The organism is Roseateles sp. P5_E1 (genome assembly GCF_054049335.1).
The window spans coordinates 1-754 of sequence record NZ_JBFUMN010000180.1 but is presented as its reverse complement, the minus strand read 5'-3'; the positions used below and the strand labels follow the sequence as shown (position 1 = coordinate 754).

Below are 754 nucleotides of genomic sequence, written 5' to 3'. Positions count from 1 at the left end.
GCGCATCGGGCAGCGGCCAGTAACGCAGGGTTTCCAGGCTGGTGCGGGTGATGTCCAGGATTTCGTCGCGGCCCGGGCGACGCTCGCGCAGCGCTTCCAGGTAGTACTCCAGGCTGGCCATGGCATCGGCCAGCGTATCCAGCTGGCGGCCACTGGGCACGCGCTGGCGGCCGATCAGTTCCACCGCGATGTACTGGCGTACGCCCTGCAGGTAGTCGGCCGGCGTGGCCAGGTCGAGCATGCGCAGCGCACCGGCGACCTCGCCAAGCAGGCGCGGTACTTCCTGCAGCTGCTGATGGTTCCAGTTGGTTTCGATGAAGGCGACGAAGTGTTCGCGTGCGGCGGCGAAGTTGGCGATCGCTTCATGCGCGAGCACTTCCACCGTGCGTCGGTTTTCCACCGCGCTCGGATCGTCTTCACCGCTGATGTTGGCACCCAGATGCGCGACCTGGTCATCCAGCGACGCGTCCACGTACAGCAGTGCGCCGGCGATATCCAGCAGCAGGCTCTCATCGATCTGCTGCTCGCCGTCGACCACCCCGCGCAGCGCATCGCGCTGCTGCACGACCACGCCACGGGCCACGCCCAGGCCCATCATGCCCAGGGTATCGGCGACCGCGCCGAGTTCGTTGACCTGGGTCTGCAGCTGTACCGGCTCGCCGCCGGTGCGCAGGTGCAGGTCCAGCGCGTCCTTGATCCGCAGGAGTTCTTCCTTGACCGCATTGCCGACGGTGTCGAGCAGCTCGCGGTTGCG

The 754-nt window shown here is 67.2% G+C and carries 1 pseudogene; it reads right to left on the bottom strand.

The annotated features are described in order from the left end of the window. A pseudogene (locus ACXJKJ_RS30480) lies at positions 1 to 754 on the bottom strand (hypothetical protein); the annotation flags it as partial.